Genomic DNA, 22,695 nt, shown 5'->3' with positions numbered 1-22,695 from the left:
ATAATATTCTGTGTTGGCTTAGGCTGCGTTATTGCGTTCAACAATGGCCTGTTCGAACAGGCGTTGTTCTTTTTCTTTATGCTCCACCGAGAAGCGAATCATCAGGACAAAACTTGCGGCAATCACCACCAGTCCGCCCAGAACCATCAGGTAGGTCTGAATATCCAGTACGCCTTTTAACAGGAAGCCTGCAGCGACTGCACCGACGTTCCCACCAGCCCCAATAATGCCGGCCACGCCGCCCAGTGCATCGCGGTCAATAAATGGCACCAGTGCATAGGTCGCGCCGCAGGCCATGTGGGTAAACAGGGCAAAAATGGTCATCACTAAAATGGCCAGCATGGCGCTGTTCATTTGCGAGAACAGAATCAGGAACAAGCCTTCCATTAAAATCATGGCAAACAGCACTTTGGTACGCCCATCCAGACCGCTTTTTAGTGCGACCTTGTCAGAGACAATGCCGCCCAGTGCACGGGCAAACAGGGCCAGCAAACCGAAAATGCCCGCCGCCATGCCAGCTTCTTTCAGGCCAAAGCTGAAGTGTTCGACGTAATACATCGCCACAATGTTGTGAATAAAGATTTCAATCCCGAAACAGGCAGCATAGGCACCAAATAAAATCCAGACGCGGTAGTTACGTGCAGCATGCAGTAGAATCGCCATACCGCCTTTTTTGTCGCTGCCGACCTGAATGCCCTGTTCGCGTAATTCTTTAAAGTTGCCTTGGGTACAGTCCTGGGTCAGTTTCCAGTACAGGATGCCGACAATAATCATCATGATGCCCGGTACCAGCAAGGCAATACGCCAGCCCATAGCCTGCTCGACCCCAAACATCACCAAGGCAGATAACAGCAAAGGCATCAGTGCCTGGGTAGCACCACCGCCGGCATTGCCCCAGCCTGCCGTAGTGGCATTGGCTGTTCCCACCACATTCGGTGCAAACATGATGCTGGTGTGATATTGGGTAATCACGAAGCTGGCACCAATGGCGCCAATCAGCAAACGGAAAAACAGGAAGGATTCATAACTGTTGGAAGCTGCCACCCCAAACACCGGAATACTGCCGATAATTAGCAAGGCGGTATAGGTTTTGCGCGGGCCGTATTTATCACACAGCGGCCCGACAATTAAGCGGACCAGAATGGTGATGGCCACCGCGGCAATATTGATATTGGCGATCTGATCTTTGGTTAGGTTGAACTCGCCGGCAATGACTGGCATTAACGGTGCGCAGGCAAACCAGGCAAAGAAACAGACAAAAAATGCGAGCCAACTCATATGGAAGGCTCTCATCGCTGAAGTTTTAAAGTTAAATAGACTTATTTTTGTCGCTTTATTCGCTTGCAAATTTGAAGACATGACCATCTCCTACCTGAACTGAACGTGTGGGTTAACCTGCTATACGGATAGCTGCATAACAGATTCGAACAGAGCGGACGTCGTTGGCCGTCTTTCAAATTTTGGGAGTCTTCTTTGACTCAGTTGAAATAATGCAGATAGCGTGCCAACTTTTTAGAAAAGCTCAGCAGCTTGCTGTTTTTTATTGGGTTTTGAGGGTTATTTATTCTGAGTGAAGGTATTCAGATGCTGTCTACCTCCCGATTTCACGGTTCTGGCAGCCTCCTGTTTTATTTTTTAAAGCTCGCTGCCTTATCTTGGTGCGTTTTGTTTCATGCAAGTGCATCTTCCCATCAAGTTCAGATTTAATTTTCGATTTTAAATGTTTTATTTTAATAAATTCAGTTTTGGCACCATCTTTGCATTATTAAAATAACTCGTTGTACAGACTCTATTGAGAGTTGCATGCCAAAACTGAAAATCGCGTTAATTGATGATGACCTCGAGCGCGCAGAGTTCATCAAAACCTCCTTGATTCAGCATGAATTTGAGGTGGTTGCCTGTTTGATTATTAATCATTCCAATATGTTCCATTTACAGCAACTGCATGCCGATGTGATTCTGCTGGATATGGACCATCCGCATCGGGACATTATTGAAAGCTGCGTCAGCCAGTTTGATTTACCGACCGTGCTGTTCACCAAAAACAGCCACAAAGACACCATCAAAAATGCCATTGATGCCGGTGTTACTGCTTATATTGTCGATGGGATTGATCCGGCCCAGCTGGACAGCATTCTGGAAATTTCTATCGAGCAGTTTAAAAAGCACAAAAAGCTGCTGCACGACTTGGAAGAAACCAAAGGCAAACTGGCCGACCGTAAAGATATCGAAAAAGCCAAGGTCTTGCTGATGCGAATGCATGCCTTAAGCGAAGAAGATGCCTTTGGCCTGCTACGCAAAAATGCCATGAGCCACCGGATGACCATTGGTGAAAGGGCACGGCGCCTGCTCGATGCCCAGCAACTCCTGCAAAAACAATTTAAGGATTAGCCATGCATAACTTAGAAAAAACCAAACTTCAGATTGGCTATATTCCTTTGCTCGACTGCGTCGCCATTTTATGGGCCAAACAGCGTGGCTTTTTTGCCGATGCCGGCCTCAATGTCGAACTGCTAAAAGAACCGTCCTGGGCCAGTTTAAGAGACCGGCTGGCCTTTGGTTTTATGGATGCCGCGCATTGCCTGTCGGCCATGTTACCGGCGGCGGCGCTCGGCACCGACCAGCTGGGGATTCCGCTGCAAACGCCGCTGGTGCTAAGTACCAATCAGGCTTACATCAGTCTGAGTCAATCATTGTGTTTTGAACTGGGCATCCAGCCGGAAGATGATGCCGTACACATCGCCAAAAAACTGATAAACGCGCATCATCAACGCCCGATACAGCTGGCGCATGTGTTTCATGCCTCAATTCATCATTACTGTTTAAGAGAATGGCTGGCCCTGGCCGACCCGATCCTGGCGAAAAATATTCAGCTCAGTACGCTGCCACCACCGTATATGGTCGAAGCGATTTCCCAGCAGCAGATTGATGGCTTTTGCGTCGGCGAACCCTGGAATACCCAGGCCGAATTACAAGGCTATTCTAAAATCCTGCTCTCGGGTCAGCAGGTTATTCCGCAAGTGGCCGATAAAGTACTGGCGGTAACCGCAGAATGGGCCGCCCAGCATCCGAATACCTTAAATGCCATGACCTCTGCCATTCAGCGCGCGCAAGCCGAATTGCAACAGCTGGAAGATGTACAAGCGGTCTGGCAAATGCTAAATGAGGCCGGCATCATCCAGTTCCCTTGCTCCGCACAGATCCATGTCGAGCGCTATTATTTTATTCAGAATATTATTCGCAGTTTGGTGGATGAATCGTCAGCCCAGCCGCAAGCGCAGGATTTTGTCTGGCTCACCGAACAAATGTTGAAATGGGATGCGCTGGATGTGCCCGAGGTGGAGAGTGCTGCGGTCAGTCAACGCTGTATTTATCCGCTACCATCAAGTCACGTCTAATCAAAAAGCCCGCAACGATGGCGGGCTTTTTTAGCTATTTTTACAGTCGACAGACTTAGTCGGCAGAAATATCTTCAAACAGCACTGAAGATAAATAGCGCTCGCCACCATCTGGCAAAATCACCACAATATTTTTACCGGCATTTTCCGGACGTGCAGCCAGCTGTGCCGCAGCCGCCATTGCGGCACCACTGGAAATTCCAACCAGAATGCCTTCCTGGGTTGCCGTCTTACGCGCAAAATCAATTGCTTCCTGGCTTGGAATGGCAATGACTTCATCAACCAGGTCTAAATCGAGGTTTTTAGGAATAAAGTTGGCGCCAATACCCTGAATTTTGTGTGGTGCCGGGCTAATCGCTTCACCACGTTTGGCCTGACCAATAATGGCCGATTCTGCCGGCTCAACCGCCACCGAATACAACGGCTGATTCTGCACTTTTTCGAAATAACGCGAAATACCGGTAAGCGTACCGCCCGTGCCCACGCCGGCAACCAGAATATCGACCTGACCGCCTGTGGCTTGCCAGATTTCTACCCCGGTGGTTTTTTCATGAATGTCCGGGTTGGCCGGGTTTTCAAACTGCTGCGGCATGAAGTAGACATCCGGTTGCTCCGCCACCAAACGCTCGGCTTCTTCAATCGCGCCTTTCATGCCTTTGGCTGGTTCGGTCAATACCAGATTGGCGCCCAGCGCTTTTAATACTTTACGGCGTTCAATACTCATGCTGGCCGGCATGGTTAAAGTAATCGGATAACCTTTGGCTGCTGCTACAAAAGCCAGCGCAATACCGGTGTTGCCGCTGGTTGGCTCAACAATATGCATGCCAGCTTTAAGCGCGCCACGCTGTTCTGCATCGGCCACCATTGCCGCACCAATCCGGCACTTGACAGAAAATGCCGGGTTACGGCTTTCCACTTTGGCAAATACATTGGCTCCCCCGCCAATGACACGATTAATGCGCACCAGTGGCGTATTGCCAATGGCTTCGGCATTGTTGGCATAAACCGCAATCCCCAAATTGTCCGGGGCGGTAAAAGCTGTATCTGTTGTCATCATGTTTTCCTTAAGTCTTTTTTCATTTACCTCGCCTTCTATCATACAGGCTTCTTTAAATTTTAAAATTCGATTTCTCTAAGATTGGTTACAATAAAAACTGAATAAGTTTCACACAAATACGGCCAGTTTTTCGTTAAATTAGGTGATCACCCCATGAAATCTATTCAGTCCAGCCTATAAATCGCTGTAAACTTAGTTCAATTTTGATCTTGACTGACGACCGTGTCAGCCCACCGGCCTCAGGTTCTACTGTAAAAACAGCCCATCCGGCCCATGAAAATATTTAGGGAATGCAATGTCTAACAAGAGTTACAGCCGAATTTATCGTAACCTGACGCAAAAAATTCTAGATAAGATTGTGACCCCGCAAGTCCTGGGCAGCACCAGCGAACTGGAACAGAATCTGGCGCAGAATCAGCTACATACCCGTATCTGCTATGTACTGCAAGATGCCTCTTTAAGTAATACCGTACTGATTGATAAAGAAGCGCAAGCACGTGGTCTGCCTTCGGTATTTTCACCGCTGATTTTAGGCCAGTACAATGAAGATAACTCGATGCTGGCACTGAATGAGCAGGATCAGCCACATGACAGCTATCATTATTCAGCCCGACTGATTCGTCTAATTGAGGCCTTGCAGCAGCATCCGGATCAGGATGTGCAGCTAGTACCGGTAACTGTGCTCTGGGGTCGTGCGCCGGAATATGAAGATTCCTGGTTTAAAGCCCTGTTTGCCGATGCCTGGGCCAAACCGAACAAGCTGAAACAAACCCTGAATATTTCCTTATATGGCCGTGAAAACTATATTGAATTTCACAAGCCGGTATCGTTAAGAGCTTTGCTGGAAACCGCGCAGACCGAGCGCCCGAACTTTTCTCCGGCGCATTTTGTGGTGCAAACCCTGGACCAGAACTTTAACCAATATAAAGAAGCCATTTTAGGCCCTGACCTGTCCGACCGCCGCAACCTGATCAATAAACTAATGAAAACCGAGGCGGTGCAACAGGCGATTCGTAAAGAAAGTATTGATAAAAAAGTCAGCATGTTTGAGGCAGAAAACCGTGCCAAAAGCTATCTGACCGAAATTGTATCGGACTTTTCCTATTCGACTTTACGCTTTGCCGAGCTGGCACTGACCAAACTCTGGACCCAGCTCTATGACGGGATTGAAGTGCATCATTTCGATACCGTGCGTGAACTGGCCAAAGACTATGAAATTGTCTACACGCCGTGTCATCGCAGTCATATTGACTATCTGCTACTGTCCTATGTGATTTTTAACCGTGGCCTGATGGTGCCGCATATTGCTGCCGGCATTAACCTGAATTTACCGGTGGTTGGGCAAATTTTACGTGGTGGCGGTGCCTATTTTATTCGCCGTACCTTTAGTGGTAATGCACTATATACATCGGTATTTAAGGAATATCTGCACAGCCTGCTGTCACGCAATACCCCGCTGGAATATTTTATTGAAGGTGGCCGTTCCCGTACCGGCTTATTGCTGCCACCGAAAAAAGGCATGCTGTCGATGACGGTGCAAAGCCATTTACGCGGTGCCACCAAACCGATTGCCTTTATTCCAACCTATTTCGGCTATGAAAAGCTGATGGAAGGCACCTCTTATTTAAATGAGCTGAATGGCAAGCCCAAAGAAGCTGAATCGTTATGGGGCATTTTGAACTCGGCGCGGAAAATTGAAAAAGTATTTGGCCAGGTCTATGTCAACTTCGGCGAACCGGTGTTCTTGGACAATATTCTGCAACAGAATCAGGCCGATCAGATCCAGCTTTCAATTCATGATGAATTGCCACGTCCAGTCATCAACACGGTTGATCAGGCAGCACGGGAAATTCTGGAAAATATCAATAAAGCGGTGGTGATTAACCCGATTTCGCTGATTTCCACCATCTTGCTGAATGCACCGCAACACGCCTTAAGCCAGGATGATTTACTGCGCCAGATTGAACAGTATCGTGAGCTGCTTAAAGCCACCCATTATGATGATCGGATGATTATCACCCAGCTGTCGGCACCAGAAATTATTGAATATGCGCTGAAGCTGAAACAGGTCGAGCATTATCAGCAGGATAACCAGACCTGGATTCGTGTGGCCGAAAGTCAGCGTATTTTACTCAGCTACTTTAGTAATAATATTCTGCACTGCTTAAGCTTACCGGCGCTGATTGCCCTGCTCGTGCAGGATATGCCGGCGATCACCACAGCGCAGCTTAAGCAGCATGTCAGCCGCTTATATCCATTCCTGAAATCGGAACTGTTTTTAAAATGGTCAGCCACAGAACTTCCTGCGCAGATTGACCGTATTCTTGGCAGCATGCAGCAACTGGGCTGGATTGAGGTGTCGGAGAACATTCATCTGCTTGAACTCCAATCAACACATCCAATGCACAGTCTGGCAACGCTGGCACGCAGCAGCCTGAACAACTTTGTGCTGATTAGCCAATTATTGCAGGAATATGCCGAGCCGTATCAGTTAGATTTAAAAGCACTGGAAAAAATGGCCAAAACCGTATTTAAACGGCTGGCAGAGTCAGGCAATTTAAACAGCGGTTATTACTTCGACAGTGCCACGTTAAAGAGCTTTATGGGCAGTTTACAACAGCTTGGACTGCTGGAGATGCAAGGTCAGCAGTTACAACTGAAACCACAATTTGATACAGAAATATCAGATTATCTGGGCTGGTATGCCCCTGAGCTGCAACAGCAGATTGCAGATAAGCTGCTGTTCTCTGAGAAAGAAATCAAACAGTTTAAAGAGTATAGTAAAAAATAAAGTATCAGATTCTCAGATATTATTGTGATACTAATCACACGATCTTATCAGTTAATTTGATATATTTATTCACAAAAAACAATGGGGTTTTGGCGCTTTTATTCAGCGCTTTGCCCCGACTCGCTCTATACTAGCAGCAACGTGTTTTAGAGAAATTAACTATGAGTGATGGTCTTGAAATAGACGTAATGCGTGATTCTGCTGAAACTGTCGTAACGATTTTAAAATCGCTTGCCAATACCGACCGTCTATTGATTCTTTGCCATCTTTCCCAACAAGAGTTGAATGTATCGCAAATTGAGGAAATTACTCAAATTCGCCAGCCGACCCTGTCGCAACAGCTGATGATGTTGCGTAAAAGTGATGTGGTGAACACCCGCCGAGACGGTAAACAGATTTATTACACCATTAAAGATCCGAAACTGGTTGAAGTTCTCAGCACGCTCTATCGACTGTATTGCCCGGCTACCCCACTTTAATAAATTTTGCATAGGCAGATTTCTTAGCATTTTTTATGCATAATATATCTAAATTTATGATTTAGATTTTTATATGTCAGATTTTAAGTCACGCCTGCTCGATCGTTTACCCGCCTGGCAATGGTTAAAACATTATAATACCGTGACCCTGAAATCTGACCTGCTGGCCTCGCTAATTGTCATTGCGATGCTGGTGCCGCAAGGTATGGCTTATGCCATGCTGGCTGGTCTTCCACCGGTGATGGGACTGTATGCCAGTGTACTGCCGATGATCATCTATGCCTTTTTCGGCAGCAGTCCTACGCTTTCGATTGGCCCGGTGGCCATCATCTCCATGATGACCTTTGCCACTTTAAATCCCTTATTTGAAGTCGGCTCTCCGGTGTATATTCAAGCCGCCTGTCTGCTGGCGCTGATGGTTGGGGTCATTTCCCTATTGCTCGGTATGCTGCGCTTTGGCTTCCTGATCCAGCTGATCAGCCATCCGGTTATTAAAAGCTTTATTATTGCTTCGGCACTGCTGATTGCACTGGGCCAGTTAAAGTTTCTGTTTAATGTGCCTTTACAAGCCAACAATATTCCAGAATTTGTGCTGAGTGTCTTTGAATATATCGGCCTGATGCATTGGGAAAGCCTGATCTTTGGTATCGCATCCATTCTGTTTTTGGTCTTCATGCCGAAGTTTTTTAATCTGGAAGCAGTCAAACAGCGCCTCGGGGCCAGCGGATTTATTATTAAATCTTTACCGCTGGTGCTGGTGGTGGTCTCCATTGCCCTGGTCTATTTCTTCAATCTGCAACAGGTCGGCATTAAAACTGTCGGTGAAATTCCTTCCGGTTTCCCGGCGCTGTCGATGCCGTTCTGGAATCTGGAGCTGGTACTGCAACTGTTACCCGGCGCCGCGATGATTGCCATGATCAGCTTTGTGGAGTCATTATCCATTGCCCAGGCCACCGCCTTGCAGCAACGTAGCCAGCTGAATAGCAATCAGGAACTCATTGCCTTGGGTGCAGCCAATATTGGGGCCGGCCTCAGTTCAGCCTTTCCGGTGACCGGTAGCCTATCACGTACCGTGGTCAATGCCGATGCTGGCGCCAAAACCTCTATGGCTGGCGTGCTGTCATCTTTGTTTATTGTGCTGGTCAGTCTGTATTTCACCGGTTTTTTCCGTGATCTGCCACTGACTGTACTGGCGGCAACCATTATTGTGTCAATCTGGAAACTGGTCGAGCTAAAACCGTTTATCGACACTTGGCGTTATTCCAAGGCTGATGGTCTGGCGATGTGGATTACCTTCTTCGGCGTGTTATTTATTGATATTTCTACCGGGCTGATTATCGGGATTGTTTCAACCTTTATTCTGCTGCTGTGGCGTATTAGCCGGCCGCATATTGCCGAAATTGGACTGGTCGAAGGCACCCAGCATTTCCGTAATATCCAGCGTCATCAGGTCATCACCTCGGCCAAAGTGCTGTCGATCCGGATTGATGAAGACCTGACCTTTTTAAACTCCAATACCTTAAAAGGTTTCCTGATTAATGCAGTCAGCCAGAAACCGGAACTGGAGCATGTGGTAATTAACGGTTCCAGTATTAGTGCCATTGATTTAAGTGCGCTGGAAATGCTGGAAGATCTGGACAATGAACTGAGAAAACTGAATATCCAGCTGCATTTTTCCGAAGTTAAAGGCCCGGTCATGGACAAACTGCAACGCTCTAAATTACTGAATCATTTAAGCGGTAAAATTTTCCTGACCCATTATCAGGCCATTCGCGAGCTGAGTCCGGACATCACCTAAAATGCCGGCACTGCCTGCTTTTCAGGCAATTATTCGCCCTAAAAAGCAGGCATAAGCATAAAAATATGAAAAAATCATGACTTTTGCATAGCTTAATTTTTCGAATATTCTATTTAAAAACAGCCATTTGATTTTTATATGAATTTTTTTTGTAAGCTATTTAAATTTTCGGTATAAAATACATCGCTAATTTTTCCCTATATTGTCCGTAATTCAGACAAGGCCTTCCTATGTTCTCAGCATTTCTGCGCTTGAGCTTAGTCACTCGAATTCTGATCGCTATCATTTTAGGTGTGATAGTTGCGGTGGCTTTTCCACAATTTGCGCCCTACTTAAGCCTGCTCGGCGATTTATTCATTAAAGCGCTTAAATCCGTGGCACCAATTCTGGTGTTTGTCCTGGTGTTATCCTCTATTGCCAATTTCAAAGTTGGTCATAGTGCGCATATCCGCCCGATTATGCTGATGTATGCCGCAGGTATGTTCCTGGCTGCCCTGGCCGCAGTAATTGCCAGCAGCCTGTTCCCAAGCACGCTGTTCCTGGATATTCCGGCCAATACCGACATGCAACCACCGGGCAGTCTGGCTGAGATTTTAAAGAATCTGCTCTTAAGTTTTGTGGCTAACCCGGTAACAGCAATTAGTGAAGCCAACTTTATTGGTATTCTGGCCTGGGCTGTGGCTTTAGGTGTGGCCTTCCGTCATGCAACAGACAATACCAAAGCCTTCCTGACCGATGCTGCAGATGCTGTGAATAAAGTAATCCGTCTGGTCATTAACTTTGCGCCGTTTGGTATTTTTGGTCTGGTGGCGGTGACTTTTGCCGAATCTGGTATGAGTACCTTGGTTAGCTATGCACAATTATTAACTGTGCTGATTGGCACCATGATTTTTGTGGCGCTGGTGATTAACCCGATGATGGTGGGCTTTGTCACCCGTTCCAATCCGTATCCACTGGTATTCAAATGTTTACGTGAAAGTGGCATTACCGCCTTCTTTACCCGCAGCTCTGCCGCTAACATTCCGGTGAACCTGGATTTGGCCAAGCGTTTAGGCGTACAGGAATCGACTGCCAGTGTCGCCATTCCATTGGGTGCTGCGATTAACATGGCTGGTGCTTCTGTAACCATTACTGTGCTGTCACTGGCGGCGGTAAATACTTTAGGCATTCAGGTTGACTTTAGCACCATGCTGATTTTATCCGTGGTCGCAACAGTTTCGGCTTGTGGTTCATCAGGTGTGGCCGGCGGTTCATTGCTGCTGATTCCGGTAGCATGTGGCCTGTTCGGAATTTCATCGGACATCGCTATGCAAGTGGTGGCCATTGGTATGGTGATTAGCGTGTTGCAGGATTCAACTGAAACTGCACTGAACTCATCTACCGATGTATTATTTACTGCCGCAGTTGATCGTAGTTTGCGTTAATATATGCACTACGTCTGTTGATTAATCAATGAATTATGCCATTTCAAAAATTACCGCTCTGGGTTCAGCTGGGTGCATTTTTTCTTTCTGTGAATGCAGGAATCATTAATGTTCTAGGACTGGTGACTGTGTTGCACCAGTCTGTTTCCCACATGACCGGTAATGTCAGCATGCTGGCAATGGCACTTTTAGACTGGCAATGGTCACAGGTAATTTATCTGTTTCTGGTCGTTGTCTGTTATGTGATTGGTTCATTTTATAGTGGACTTATCTTGGGAAATAGCCACTTTCTCCTCGGACGCCGTTATGGGCTGCCGCTGAGTTTAGTGGCTATTTTTATTCTGCTGTGCTGGATTTTACTGCCGTATTTCCCGCGTTATGCACTGCTCTGGGCCTGTGTAGCGATGGGCGTTCAAAATGCCATGATCAGCTATTACAAAGGCACCATCATCCGGACCACGCATTTATCCGGGGTATTGACCGATTTGGGTCTGGCTTTGGGCTATCGCGTGCGTGGCCTGCATGTTGGCAAACGCCGGGTGATTCTGCAACTGCTGATTTTAATTGGCTTCTTTATTGGCGGTCTGGTTGCGACAGCGGTTTATCCTTTATTACAATTAAACTCTTTCCTGGTGCCGGTGGCTTTAAGTTTTAGCTTAAGTCTGGTGTACTGGGTGATTTATTTTCGTTATCGACATTTTCAGAAATAGTTCGGACATTTTCTCATGGTCAAAAATGCATTACAGGCACAGTTACTCAAAGCAGGTTTAGTCGATAATAAAAAGGCTAAAAAACTGTCTAAACAGGCAGTACATGAGCAGCGCACAGGTGTGAGTAAAGATGCTGAAGTCAAAGCCAAAATCGAGCAGGACAAACAGCAGAAAATGGCCCGTGATCAGGCGCTAGAACAAGAGAAAAAAGCCGCCTTGCAGGAAAAAGAGCTGAAAGCTGCCATCATGCAAATGATCAACCAGCATAAAATCCGCGACACCGATGGCGACAGCGTGTACCAGTTTATTGATGGCACCATCAAAAAAGTCTACATCAACCAGCAGATTTATAATGCACTGGTGGCCGGCAGTCTGGTGATTGCCAAGGAAAATGAAGCTTATGCCTTCTTGCCAAAAGCGTTGGCAGAGCGTATTAACCAGAAAATGGAAGGCTTTATTCTGGTGAATAATTCACAAAGCAACGCAGATACCACCGATGAAGAAGATCCGTATGCTGCTTATGTCATTCCAGATGACCTGATGTGGTAAGCATTATAGAGGAAACCGGCTTAGGCCGGTTTTTTATGGGCCGTTTCATGTGATTCAGACACGATTGAACGTAAGCAGATGCACAGGATATGTATAAAAATTTTATTAGAGGTTATAAATTTAAATATAAACCTTTAAACTCTATCACATTTTTAAAATGAATTAAGCGAGGATCACTTGGAACAGTTTGACGTCATCCAGAATCTGCAAGACTGGATAGATCAATACCCATGGCTAGAAATGCTGTCATCTCTCAGTATTGTGATTTTATTGGCGATTATTGCCAATTTTATTGCCAAGCAGGTGGTGGTACGCGGCATTCGCAAGCTTATTTCCAAACTTCCTTTTGCCCACAACGAAATTATTGCCGAACACAGCGTTATCCGCCGTATTGCCAATATTGTGCCGGCGATTGTGATCATGAACGGGATTACCACCGTTCCGCATTTGTCCGATAAAGCCATCACCTTTGTGCAGATGGGCGCGCAGGCCTTTATCTTCCTGACCATTGCCCTAGCCATTGGCGAATTGCTGAATATCTTTAATCTGATTTACCAGCGTAATCCTAAGTCACGCAATAAACCAATCAAGGGCTATTTGCAGCTGGTCAAGCTGATTATCTTTATTGTCTGTGGTCTGATGATTCTGGGCACTTTCCTGAAAAAAGATGTATTCACCTTGCTGGCCGGTTTTGGTGCCATGGCTGCGGTGCTGATGCTGGTGTTCCAGAATACGATTTTATCGCTGGTGGCTTCGGTACAGATTGCCTCTTATGACATGGTGCGTTTAGGGGACTGGATTGAAATGCCATCTTTAAATGCCGATGGTGATGTCATTGATATGTCATTACATACCGTCACAGTACAGAACTTTGACAAGACCATTACCACCATTCCGACCAATAAATTAATTACCGACACCTTTAAAAACTGGCGCGGTATGCAGGAAGCCGGTGCACGCCGGATTAAACGCTCGATTCATATTGATCAGAGCAGCGTGCATTTCATGAGCGCTGAAGAACAGGCCAAGCTGAAAGAGTTTATTTTGCTGGATCAGTATTTAAATACCAAAGCGGAAGAACTGGAGAAATTTAACCAGCAACTGAACAACCATGCCCAGTACAATCATCGTCGTCTGACCAATCTGGGAACGTTCCGTGCCTATGTTGAGTTTTATCTTCAGCAGCATCCGGGCATTAGCAAAAACCAGTCCCTGATGGTGCGTCAGCTGCAAGCGACCAGCGAAGGCTTACCACTGGAGATTTATGCTTTTACCAATACCACGGTCTGGAAAGAGTATGAAAATATCCAGTCAGATATTATGGATCATTTACTGGCAATTATTCCGGAGTTTGGTTTACAGGTATATCAGGCGCCATCTGGAACCGATTTTAAAGAGTCGTTTAAAGCATCTTAAGTTTTTAGACTGAAACTAAACACATGAGAACCCACCGCTTGGTGGGTTTTCTTTTTCATCTTCCCTTTCGAATGTATCAGACTCATTTCCCTGTTCTTTCTTACCTAAACACTGCCCGCAGATGTTTACAATGACACAGCATTGCAGCACGCTGTTTTTACGTATACTGAAATTAAGCTTATAAAAGAAAGAGGTACATCCTGCATGAAAATTAAAATGCCGTTGATCTTCGCCAGTGTTCTGCTTGCACTTTCAGCTCCTGCCTTTGCGGATGATGACCAGAAAATTATTGCGCAAGCAGCAAAAAATATTATGACCACTGCGCAGGCACTGAAAGCCGCGGCTGAAACACCGGTTACGGTATATGGCACTATTCATAAACATATTAAAGATGATATGTACCAGCTTCAGGATCAGACCGGCATCATCCATGTCGAAATTGATCATGATCTGGCGACACCGGCGCAATTGCTGAATCCGGGTAAAAAAGTCCGGGTGGTCGGTGAAGTGGATACACACCGTTATAAACCAACCGATATTGATGTGGTCGAGATTGAAATTCTGTAAGTTTCAGGCCAATATTTTCTGATCGAAGCTCGCAAAAAATATGAGGTTTCTTTCAACTGCAAAGCCTTATTTATCTGCCTGATTTTAAAGCAGCACCGCCCTGAAAAGTTTTACTTTTCTTTTAAACTGGGTATTCTTGGCAATAAATCTGTTGTTTATCTCGCAAGCGTTAATCGTGATCAATAGTGCTTGGAACCGGCTTTGAATAGAACACACTCTTCGTCTGTTCAAGCCGCATGGCCGATACCAATGATGATCATCAATCTGCTTGCTCAAAAGGACATTGTGTATGTTTAAGTGGTTCGAGAGCCTGGTTAATCCATACCCCACCAAAGGTTTAAATAAACCACTACCTACCCGTTTTTTTCCTTTTGTCTGGCAGGCCGCGCGCGGTGTTCGTCCGTACTTATTGCTATTGGTGCTGTGTACCGCAGGTGCGGCAAGTTTTGAAGCCCTGCTCTATGCCAAAATTGGCGAGCTGGTGAACTGGCTCAGTCAAAGTCAGCCAGATACCTTTCTGGCCGAACATCAAACCAATCTGACTATTCTGACTTTTATCCTGCTGGCCAATATTTTCTTTGCTAGTTTGCAATCCATTATCAAACATCAGATTTTATATAGTAATTTCCCGATGCGCCTGCGCTGGCGTTTTCACAACTTACTGCTGCGTCAAAGTCTGGATTTTTTCCATAATGATTTTGCCGGGCGGCTATCGGCCAAAGTCATGCAAACAGCGCTGGCGGTACGAGAATTCTGGATTATTCTGGGCGATATGCTGGCCTATGTGGTGATTTACTTTATTACCATCAGCGTGGTGTTAGGCGCCATTTCACCTATGCTGATTATCCCGTTGCTGGTATGGCTGGGCCTGTTTATTGCCGCAGCCAGTTATTTTATTCCACGTTTAAGCAGAATCTCCAATAGCCAGGCTGATGCCCGCGCCGTCATGACCGGCCGCGTGACCGATGCCTATACCAACATCCAGACCGTGAAACTGTTTGCCCATGCCGGCCGCGAAAGCCAGTATGCCAAAGAATCCATGCAGGAATTTATGGTCACGGTCTATAAGCAGATGCGTTTGGGCGCACAGTATGAAATCAGCATTAACCTGCTGACGGTTGTGCTGTATGTCGGTGTGCTGGGTACGGCGCTGTGGTTATGGATGAATGGCCAGGCAGAACTCGGCATTATTGCCGCCACCACCGCCATGATTCTCAAGCTGAACAGCATTGCTGAATTTATGATGTGGCAAACCTCGGCGCTGTTTGAAAATGTCGGTACCATTCAAGACGGGATGAAAACCCTCGGCCGCCCGATCACAATTGAAGATAAACCGGATGCCAAAACCTTAAATGTCGCACAGGGCGAAATCAAATTTGAAAATGTCAGCTTTGCCTATAACGACAAAAACGTAATTGAGCAGTTTAACCTGACCATCCGCCCGGGTGAAAAAATCGGGATTGTCGGACGTTCCGGTGCCGGGAAATCGACCCTCATCCAGCTGTTACTGCATTTTTATCAGATTAATCAGGGCCGGATTCTGATTGATGGTCAGGATATTGTCGATGTCACCCAAGACAGCCTGCGTAAGAATATCGCGCTGGTAACACAGGACACGTCGCTGCTGCATCGTACCGTGGCTGAAAATATTAAATATGGCCGCCCTGATGCCAGCGATGAAGAGATGTATGCTGCAGTGGCCAAAGCCGAGGCTGAAGAATTTATTCCGCAGCTGACCGATTTACGTGGCAAACGCGGTTATGAAGCCTATGTGGGTGAACGCGGCGTGAAACTGTCGGGCGGACAACGTCAGCGGATTGCGATTGCCCGGGTATTCTTAAAAGATGCGCCCATTTTAATTCTGGATGAAGCCACCAGTGCGCTGGATTCTGAAGTTGAAGCCGCAATTCAGTCCAGTCTGGATGAACTGATGCAAGGTAAAACCGTTATTGCGATTGCTCACCGTTTATCGACCATTGCGCAGATGGATCGCCTGATTGTGCTGGATCAGGGTCAGATTGCCGAACAAGGCACGCATGATGAACTGGTGGCACTGAACGGAATTTACGCTCAGCTGTGGCAACGCCAAACTGGTGGCTTTCTGATTGAGCAACAACAATTAAAGCAAAAACAAGGAACCTGATATGTTGTATCTGGAAGATTTGAAGGTGGGTGATCACTTTGTCAGTCGTGACTACGAAATGACTTTAGAAGAAATTCAGCAGTTTGCCCACCTGTATGACCCACAAATTTTCCATACCGATGTGCAGCAAGCCGCGCAGCATCCGGTATTTCAAGGCATTGCCGCCAGTGGCTGGCATACTGCCGCGGTAACCATGCGTTTATGGACCGAATGTTTTCCGGTGGCACATGGCCTGATTGGTTCAGAATCCAGTCTGCGCTGGCCGCGTCCGACCCGTCCGGGTGACCTGATTCATGTTGATGTTGAAATTACCGCCATCAGTCCATCAAAAACCAAGCTGGACCGTGGTCTGGTCAGTTATGTGACACAGGCCTTAAACCAGCATGGTGAAGTTTTACTGATTTCGACCACCAAAATTGTGGTGTTCCGGCGGGATGCACAGGTGGCCTAAGCAGTCATTTTGTCAAACAATTTTTCTAGTTTTCCGGTTTTTTTCATGCCAATATAGGCAAGCAAATTTAAAAAATAATACTCATTAGTGCAATGGACCGTGCATGAAAACACTTTTACCGCGTCAGGATCAGGGTGTTCCTGGTGTTTATGGCTTACTTATTCTGGATGTTGTTTCCCGTTGGGGATATAACGCTGAAACCTTTTTTGCTCCCTTCCATCTGACCACTGAACAACTGGCCGATCCTGACTTTCGGATTCCGACCAGCATGGCCAATGACATGGTCAAACATGCGCTGTATCTCACCGGTGAATCGACGCTGGGCTATCATTTAGGCACGCAAATGCGCATCTCGATTCATGGCTTTATCGGCTATGCGATTATGACTGCCAATGATATTAGTGATGCTTTAATGCTGGCCAACCGCTTTATTCAGCTGCGGATGCCCTTTTTACAGCTGTTTTTCTCTACCTTTGGTGAAAAAGCCACCCTGCAGCTGCAAGGTGAAATTGATCTGGAACCGCTCAGAACCGAAATTGCGATTGCACTGATTATTGGCATGATCACCATGGCCAAAGCCATTACCGGCATGGAGCATCTTTCTGGTGAAGTCGATTTTGATTTCCCGGAACCGCTGGGCTTTGAAAAATATGCAGCCAAATTCCCGAATCACAGTTTCCGTTTTGACCAGCCCTATCTGATCTTGAGTTTTGACAAGCAGTATTTGGGGCTGAAAATGATTCATGCCGATCCTATTGCCAGCCAGATTGCCATTAACCAGTGCGAAGCCGAACTTTCTGCCTTGGGTGAACGGCGCCGCCTGTCGATGCGCGTGCGCGATATTCTGACCAATTCCGAACAGCATTATTTAAGTATCGAGCATGTCGCCGACCAGCTGCATATGTCAGATCGCACCCTGAAACGCCAGCTGGCAGCCGAAGGCACCTCTTTTTCTACCCTGGTTGATGAAGTCCGTTACCGGCATGCCACCTCGCTGCTGTCACGTACCGATTACACCCTGGAACAGATTGCCGATGAACTGGGTTATAGCGATGTCGCCAATTTTAGCCGCGCCTTTAAGCGCTGGAGTGGCCGCAGTCCAAGCAACTGGCGTAAAGATCCGTATTTATAAAACTTTTGTTTTTCTGCAAAAGCATGTATAAACATGCCAAAAATGATTTAAATAGTTAAGGAGTCATCATGAATCACCCTTCAGAACTGAAATATGCACGTACACACGAATGGGTACGCATTGAAGGTGATCTTGTTGTTACAGGTATTTCTGATCATGCTCAAGATGCACTGGGCGATCTGGTCTATGTCGAAGCAACTGAAGTGGGCCAGCAAGTAACCGCGGGTGAACAGGCCGGCGTGGTGGAATCCGTAAAAACTGCGTCTGACATTCACGCGCCAGTATCCGGCACAGTGGTTGAAATTAACCCGGCGCTGGAAGATGACCCGGATTTTGTGAATGATGAGCCGTATGGCAAAGGCTGGATTTATAAAATCAAGCCAGACAACCTGGCCGATGTCGAAAAACTGCTTTCAAGCAGCGAATATGAAGCCGGCTTATAAAAAATAATCTTACAAGAAGATCAGCCTACGGGCTGATTTTTTTAGCTTAAAAGCCAAATTAAGTGCAATAAATATCATATTGAGATAATTTAATTAATAAAATTTAATAAATACCATTAAAATAAACATAAATTATAGTAATACTATATTTTTACCATAAAGTAATTTAAGATAGGCCTTGTCTCTCCCATGTACCAATAGCGGCAGATCAGCACAACAACAAACGCCCTATTGATCCCAGCACAAAGGTTTAATATGTCAAACACCGCGTCACAGCCTTTATGGAACAAACCTTTTCTTCTGTGTTTTTCCAATAACCTGTTTCTGTTTATTTTCTATTTTGCCCAGACCACCATTCTGCCAATTTACATCCTGAATGAGCTGAACGGTTCACTGGCGCAGGCCGGTCTGGCCATGACCCTGTTTATGGTGTCCTCTATTCTGGTGCGGCCATTTAGCGGGTTGATTATTGAAAAGCTGGGCCGTAAAAAGACCTTGTTCCTGTCCGAAAGCATGTTCTGCCTGCTGTCTTTTGCCTATATTTTTGCTGACAACCTGACCCTGCTGCTGATCATCCGTTTTATTCATGGTATCTGGTTCAGTATTTTAACCACCGTTACTGTGCCAATTGCCAATGACTTTATTCCGGAGCAACGTAAAGGCGAAGGCATGGGCTATTTTGTCATGTCGGTGAATTTAGGGATTGTCCTCGGACCTTTGCTGGGTATTTCCTTAATCCAGACCTGGTCCTATAGCATTATTGCCACTGTATTAGCGGTGATTATCAGCCTGGGCTTTGCCTTCTGTTTTATGATCCCGCTGAGTGAGCCAGAAAAAGTTGCCACTGCTGAAACTGTTCGCCGTAAGCTATCGCTGCATGACTTTATGGAGAAAAAGGCTTTAACAGTTTCAGGGATGGCGATGTTGGTGGCCTTTTCCTATGCCAGCATCATGTCTTTTATTTCCACCTATGCCGAAGAAAAAGACCTGCTCAGTTATGCAAGCATGTTCTTTATTGTGTTTGCTATTTCCATGATGAGCCTGCGCCCAATTACCGGGAAAATTTATGACCGTTATGGTCCGCGCTATGTGATTTATCCTTCAATCTTAATGTTTGCCGCAGGTCTGGCATTGCTCAGCCAGATGCAGGGTGTGGTCAGTTTTATGGTCTCTGCGATCTTTATTGGGATGGGATTCGGCTCCTTGCAACCATGTTTACAAACCTTGGCGATTCAGCGCGCGCCTAAATCGCGGATTGGCCATGCCACCTCAACTTTCTTCACCTGCTACGATATTGGGATTGCCCTCGGTTCGCTACTGGTCGGCTTACTGATTAGCTGGCAAGGCTATAGCATCACCTATCTGGTCTGTGCCGGGGTGGTGTTGTCGAGTCTGCTCTTTTATAAGTTTGTGGTTAATCACCCAGCCACGGCCTAAATGAAAAAACGCCCGATTTGGGCGTTTTATTTTTTAAGTGATGCTAGATAAATTGCAGCTTAAGCACTCTGTTGAGGAGCAGATTCCGTATCTTCATCTTCCGGTTTTGGCTCTTCCAGCATGCTAAAACTCATAGCTGCCGAAGCTTCGCTTGGCCGGTTACTTTTCAGCTTGATCTGTAAACGCAATTCATTCATCGAGTCGGCATTACGAATTGCTTCTTCATAGGAAATCGCGCCTTCGCTATACAGATCAAATAAGGCCTGATCAAACGTCTGCATGCCCAGTTCACGCGATTTGCCCATAATCGACTTTAACTCATGGAACTGGCCTTTTAAAATCAGTTCAGAAATCAGCGGCGTATTCAGCATAATCTCGACTGCCGCACGGCGGCCTTTACCATCTTCAGTACGCACCAGACGCTGGGAAATAATGGCCTTCATATTGGACGACAGATCCATCAGCAACTGGTTACGGCGTTCTTCCGGGAAAAAGTTGATAATCCGGTCCAGCGTCTGGTTGGCGTTATTGGCATGCAAGGTGCCTAAACATAAATGCCCGGCTGAATTTTCATTACGATGATCAATCATCGCCGCCAAAGAGGTCGATTTACCTGAACCGGTTCCATCCACCACCAGCACCAGACCACGCTTTTCCATAATAATATGCTTCAGCGATTCTGGCAGTTTCAGCTGGCTAAAGTTCGGAATTTCCGCGCTAATGGTTCGAATCACCATCCCGACATGCAGCTGCTGTTGAAACACATTGACCCGAAAACGCGATACCTCGGGCACACTAATGGCAAAGTTGCATTCCAGATCAGCTTCAAACTCGCTACGCTGTTTTTCATTCATGAGGCTGTAGGCAAACAGCTTGGTTTTTTCTGCAGTCAGCGCCTGTTGTCCCAGCGCTTTCATCATGCCCTGATGTTTAATGCTCGGTGGAAAATCCGCGGTAATAAATAAATCTGATCCCCCAAACTCAACCACTTTGCTGAGCATATGAAACATAAATTTACGCGCATCTTCGAGTAATTCTGCACTGTACATCATCAATTATTCACTATCTGTTCTGTCATCATTTTTGACCCCAACGCGCCGGTATTCAACCGATTGGCAGCGCTGAGCATGTTGTCGATATTGCATCAATCATCCTGATTTCACAATCAATAAAAATTTCAACTTATTCAAAAAATTCAAGATAATCTGCCAATTTCATCAAACTTTTCTATTTTAATTTTAAGATGCTGATAAAAAATAAGCCCTGAGGTTCAGGGGCTATTCATTCAATACAATTGCAGTTTAAGCACTACGTTTTAACGGTCATAAGACCAGTTCTTGTGCGACCTGAAACAGTAACTGTTCAGTCTTGTTCCAGCCTAAACAGCCATCGGTCACGGACTGGCCATAGGTCATCTGATCCGAGATTTTCTGTTGTCCATCGACCAGATGACTTTCCAGCATGACACCGCGAACCTGAGTCTGTGCACGCTCTGCCACAATGGTTTTTAACACCTCTGGTTGTAATAACGGATTTTTACTGCTGTTGCCATGACTGCAATCAATCACCAGCGCTGGCATCTCGCCTTTGACTTTGGCTTTGATTTTTTCAATTTCAGCCAGCTGGTAGTTCGGGCCAGCATTGGCGCCACGTAAAATCAGATGTGCTTTCGGGTTTCCCTGTGATTCTAAAATACACGGTAAACCTTGCTGGCTCATGCCTAAGAACTGATGCGGATGTGAAGCCGATTGAATTGCGTCTAAAGCAATTTGTACCGAACCATCGGTACCATTTTTGAAGCCAATGCTGTACGGCATGTGGCTAGAAATTTCACGGTGAATCTGAGATTCACTGGTACGCGCGCCAATCGCACCCCAGGCCAGTAAATCGTCAAAGTAGGCCGTTGCCATCGGGCTTAGAATTTCCGAGGCAATAGGCAGCCCCATTTCAATAATTTGCAAGTACAGTTCACGTGACTTTTCCAGTCCCAATTGCATATTGGATGAACCGTTTAATTCTGGATCGTATAAGAAGCCTTTCCAGCCAACCGTGGTGCGCGGTTTTTCAATATAGGCACGCATTACCAGGAAAATCTGGTCTGCCACCTGGCTTTGCAGTTGTTGTAACTTTTGTGCGTATTCCAGTGCTGCCGCAGGATCATGGATGGAGCATGGGCCGGTAATCACCAGCAAACGTGAATCGGTACCGTTAAGAATATTCTGAATGGTTTGACGCTGCTCGGCAATTTGCTGTGCCAACGCGCCAGAAAGCGGCAATTGCGCCTTGAGCTGATAAGGTAAGCTTAAAATTGTTTCTTTGGCTGAGGATTGTTGTAATGCAGTATTTAAAGCGTTCATTGATTCTTCCTTTGGACTGTGGTTTGACAGTCCGAACTTTTATTTGAGCGATATGGGTCTAATACAGGTCAGGTTGGTCATAGCTTGACTAAAGTAAAACCAATAAAAGTTGCTAAAGTATGAATAGTTAAATGTACGCATGAGAATCTCCAAAAGATTGATTAAATTCAAGATATAAAAAAACCTGATCAGGGTTGCCGATCAGGTATCAACTGGTGGGCAACCTTATTTTGCCCGAACGCGTTCAGGCAATTATCTAAACTGCCAGAAGTAATAGTATGCGTTTGAGATTACAGGTTGCTTTAACATCTTTATTTCTTCAAAAAAGTATGTGTCTGAAAAATAAAATACGCGCTATTTCCAGCTTTGACAATAGTTTTCTGGATGTTTTTTAGCATTCTTCCGGATTTCCTTTCACATTTAGCAAAACACAGCTTTCCTCCAATTGATCTCCTATCTTCCGGGTTAAATCACGTCGAAAGACTCAAATTACTTTTGGATAAAAAATTATCCGCATTAAAATTACCTTCTATTGGATATTTA

General features: G+C 46.0%; 19 protein-coding genes. 15 read left to right on the top strand and 4 right to left on the bottom strand.

Translation table 11 applies throughout. The features are described from left to right. Window positions 1-18 precede the first annotated feature (18 nt). Window positions 19-1,359: an MFS transporter gene (locus VF685_RS00575; protein WP_407061112.1), complete on the bottom strand. Its 1,341-nt coding sequence runs from the start codon at window positions 1,357-1,359 to the stop codon at window positions 19-21. Window positions 1,360-1,803: 444 nt separating this feature from the next. Here VF685_RS00575 and VF685_RS00570 point away from each other — a divergent pair, with 444 nt between their 5' ends. After that, window positions 1,804-2,391, top strand: a complete 588-nt coding sequence (locus tag VF685_RS00570) for an ANTAR domain-containing response regulator (protein ID WP_286384878.1) — start codon at window positions 1,804-1,806, stop codon at window positions 2,389-2,391. A 2-nt stretch (window positions 2,392-2,393) separates the two neighbouring features. Further along, a complete protein-coding gene (locus VF685_RS00565; protein ID WP_286384879.1) occupies window positions 2,394-3,398 on the top strand; it encodes an ABC transporter substrate-binding protein in 1,005 nt (334 codons plus the stop codon). 55 nt (window positions 3,399-3,453) lie between these two features. On the opposite strand, the gene cysK is transcribed toward VF685_RS00565, so the two are convergent. Further along, the gene (gene cysK, locus VF685_RS00560) at window positions 3,454-4,452 is read right to left on the bottom strand and encodes a cysteine synthase A (RefSeq protein WP_016658093.1); all 999 of its coding nucleotides are present in this window, start codon (window positions 4,450-4,452) and stop codon (window positions 3,454-3,456) included. Window positions 4,453-4,750: 298 nt separating this feature from the next. On the opposite strand from cysK, the gene plsB reads away from it, so the two are divergent. The 13 genes from plsB (at window position 4,751) to VF685_RS00495 (ending at window position 19,795) form a co-directional block, all read left to right on the top strand. Next, window positions 4,751-7,246 (top strand): glycerol-3-phosphate 1-O-acyltransferase PlsB, encoded by a 2,496-nt coding sequence (gene plsB, locus VF685_RS00555; protein WP_286384880.1) that lies wholly within the window; start codon window positions 4,751-4,753, stop codon window positions 7,244-7,246. Window positions 7,247-7,407: 161 nt separating this feature from the next. After that, on the top strand, window positions 7,408-7,725 hold the full coding sequence (locus tag VF685_RS00550; protein ID WP_005178157.1) for an ArsR/SmtB family transcription factor: 318 nt from the start codon (window positions 7,408-7,410) through the stop codon (window positions 7,723-7,725). A 73-nt stretch (window positions 7,726-7,798) separates the two neighbouring features. Next, window positions 7,799-9,523, top strand: coding sequence for a SulP family inorganic anion transporter (locus VF685_RS00545; RefSeq protein WP_104471368.1), 1,725 nt, complete (start codon window positions 7,799-7,801; stop codon window positions 9,521-9,523). 230 nt (window positions 9,524-9,753) lie between these two features. Next, window positions 9,754-10,947, top strand: coding sequence for a serine/threonine transporter SstT (gene sstT / locus VF685_RS00540; protein WP_104470169.1), 1,194 nt, complete (start codon window positions 9,754-9,756; stop codon window positions 10,945-10,947). Between the two features lie 35 nt (window positions 10,948-10,982). Beyond that, complete coding sequence (locus VF685_RS00535; protein WP_440203514.1) at window positions 10,983-11,657, top strand: YoaK family protein; 675 nt, start codon at window positions 10,983-10,985, stop codon at window positions 11,655-11,657. A 15-nt stretch (window positions 11,658-11,672) separates the two neighbouring features. After that, the gene (locus VF685_RS00530) at window positions 11,673-12,206 is read left to right on the top strand and encodes a DUF2058 domain-containing protein (protein ID WP_016658090.1); all 534 of its coding nucleotides are present in this window, start codon (window positions 11,673-11,675) and stop codon (window positions 12,204-12,206) included. Window positions 12,207-12,383: 177 nt separating this feature from the next. Beyond that, on the top strand, window positions 12,384-13,622 hold the full coding sequence (locus VF685_RS00525; RefSeq protein WP_286384881.1) for a mechanosensitive ion channel family protein: 1,239 nt from the start codon (window positions 12,384-12,386) through the stop codon (window positions 13,620-13,622). A 204-nt stretch (window positions 13,623-13,826) separates the two neighbouring features. Further along, on the top strand, window positions 13,827-14,189 hold the full coding sequence (locus tag VF685_RS00520) for a NirD/YgiW/YdeI family stress tolerance protein (protein WP_016658088.1): 363 nt from the start codon (window positions 13,827-13,829) through the stop codon (window positions 14,187-14,189). Between the two features lie 289 nt (window positions 14,190-14,478). Further along, window positions 14,479-16,332 carry an ABC transporter ATP-binding protein gene (locus VF685_RS00515; protein WP_286384882.1) on the top strand — a complete coding sequence of 618 codons (1,854 nt, stop codon included), beginning with the start codon at window positions 14,479-14,481 and terminating at the stop codon, window positions 16,330-16,332. 1 nt (window position 16,333) lies between these two features. Continuing rightward, entirely contained in the window at window positions 16,334-16,783 is a 450-nt protein-coding gene (locus VF685_RS00510) for a MaoC family dehydratase (protein ID WP_016658087.1), read from the top strand. 103 nt (window positions 16,784-16,886) lie between these two features. Continuing rightward, window positions 16,887-17,915, top strand: coding sequence for a helix-turn-helix transcriptional regulator (locus VF685_RS00505; RefSeq protein ID WP_005178175.1), 1,029 nt, complete (start codon window positions 16,887-16,889; stop codon window positions 17,913-17,915). 68 nt (window positions 17,916-17,983) lie between these two features. Further along, a complete protein-coding gene (gene gcvH, locus VF685_RS00500) occupies window positions 17,984-18,358 on the top strand; it encodes a glycine cleavage system protein GcvH (protein ID WP_440203513.1) in 375 nt (124 codons plus the stop codon). Window positions 18,359-18,613: 255 nt separating this feature from the next. Continuing rightward, window positions 18,614-19,795, top strand: coding sequence for an MFS transporter (locus VF685_RS00495; RefSeq protein WP_286384883.1), 1,182 nt, complete (start codon window positions 18,614-18,616; stop codon window positions 19,793-19,795). A gap of 59 nt (window positions 19,796-19,854) precedes the next feature. On the opposite strand, the gene VF685_RS00490 is transcribed toward VF685_RS00495, so the two are convergent. Further along, window positions 19,855-20,844: an ATPase, T2SS/T4P/T4SS family gene (locus VF685_RS00490; RefSeq protein WP_440203536.1), complete on the bottom strand. Its 990-nt coding sequence runs from the start codon at window positions 20,842-20,844 to the stop codon at window positions 19,855-19,857. Window positions 20,845-21,117: 273 nt separating this feature from the next. Next, window positions 21,118-22,152, bottom strand: coding sequence for a 3-deoxy-7-phosphoheptulonate synthase (locus VF685_RS00485; protein ID WP_286384884.1), 1,035 nt, complete (start codon window positions 22,150-22,152; stop codon window positions 21,118-21,120). Window positions 22,153-22,695: the final 543 nt, after the last annotated feature.

It is taken from the genome of Acinetobacter sp. Brlt_5 (assembly GCF_051949055.1).
GTDB lineage: Bacteria > Pseudomonadota > Gammaproteobacteria > Pseudomonadales > Moraxellaceae > Acinetobacter > Acinetobacter indicus.
Note: the sequence above shows the minus strand (reverse complement) of the source record. Positions and strands in the feature narration are given on the sequence as shown.